Raw genomic sequence first — 1,100 nt, 5'->3', positions numbered from 1 at the left:
ATACTTAACAAAAATCAAAAATAGCGATATAATAGTATTATGACAAAAGAACTTACCCAGACACAAGTTGAAGAATTAAAGCAAGCACTTAAAGATAAAAATAATGCTCTGCATCATAGAAAAATACAGGCACTCATTCTTTATTCTGAATGCCATAATTTAACATCCGTAGCTAAATCGGTAGGTTTTGTCCATCAGACAGTCCGAAACTTATTGAATCGCTATCTAAATGGTGGCTTAGAGGCCCTATTAAAGGAAAATCGTGGTGGTCGCCGCCGTTCGTATATGACGCATGAGGAGGAAGAAGCTTTCCTTAAAGAACATCTCTCTTCCTCTTTGAATGGAGAATTCGTTACCGTTAACACCCTCTTTAAAGCTTATCAAGAGAGAGTTGGGCACAAGACAACCCGAGAAGGTTTCTATGCTCTCCTGAAACGTCATGGTTGGCGTAAAGTTAGCCCACGTCCCCAACATCCGAAAAAAGCAGACGCCGAAACCATTTTAGCGTCTAAAAATAAAATCTTTATTCGAGGAGAGAACGAGTAAGCGCTTTATTGATGAGAAAGAATATCAAAAAATCCGCCTTATGTATCAAGATGAGGCGGGTTTTGGGCGTATCAGTAAACTTGGTTCGTGTTGGTCTCCTAAAGGTTATCGCCCTCACGTAGCAAGTCACCATATTCGTGAGTACCGTTATTGTTATGGAGCTGTGGATGCCCATACAGGTGACTCATTTTTCATCATAGCAGGCGGATGCAATAGTGATTGGATGAATGAATTTCTACGCCAGCTATCGGCAACTTATCCAGAAGATTACATTATTTTAGTCATGGATAATGCCATCTGGCATAAATCTCAGACCTTAAATATTCCTAAGAATATTGAATTTACATTCATTCCATCCTATACACCTGAAATGAATCCTATTGAGCAAGTCTGGTCTGAGATTCGTAAACTTGGTTTCAAGAATAAAGTATTTAAGACTTTAAATGAGGTAATCGATAAACTTGAAGAGGTTATTCAAACCTTAACTGCTTATCAACTCAAATCAATTGTACATAGAGACTGGACTTCCGCTATTTTTGATTTTAACTGAGTAT

The 1,100-nt window shown here is 38.1% G+C and carries 1 protein-coding gene; it reads left to right on the top strand.

What is annotated here, in order from left to right; all coding sequences use genetic code 11:
- Window positions 1-39 precede the first annotated feature (39 nt).
- A protein-coding gene (locus K6V48_RS11625) for an IS630 family transposase (RefSeq protein WP_404830146.1) occupies window positions 40-1,096 on the top strand; the annotation gives its coding sequence in 2 pieces (ribosomal slippage) (window positions 40-504 and window positions 506-1,096; 1,056 coding nt in all).
- Window positions 1,097-1,100 lie beyond the last annotated feature (4 nt).

Source organism: Streptococcus suis, assembly GCF_019794555.1.
Lineage (GTDB): Bacteria > Bacillota > Bacilli > Lactobacillales > Streptococcaceae > Streptococcus > Streptococcus suis_AB.
This window is presented reverse-complemented; position numbering and strand designations above follow the sequence as displayed.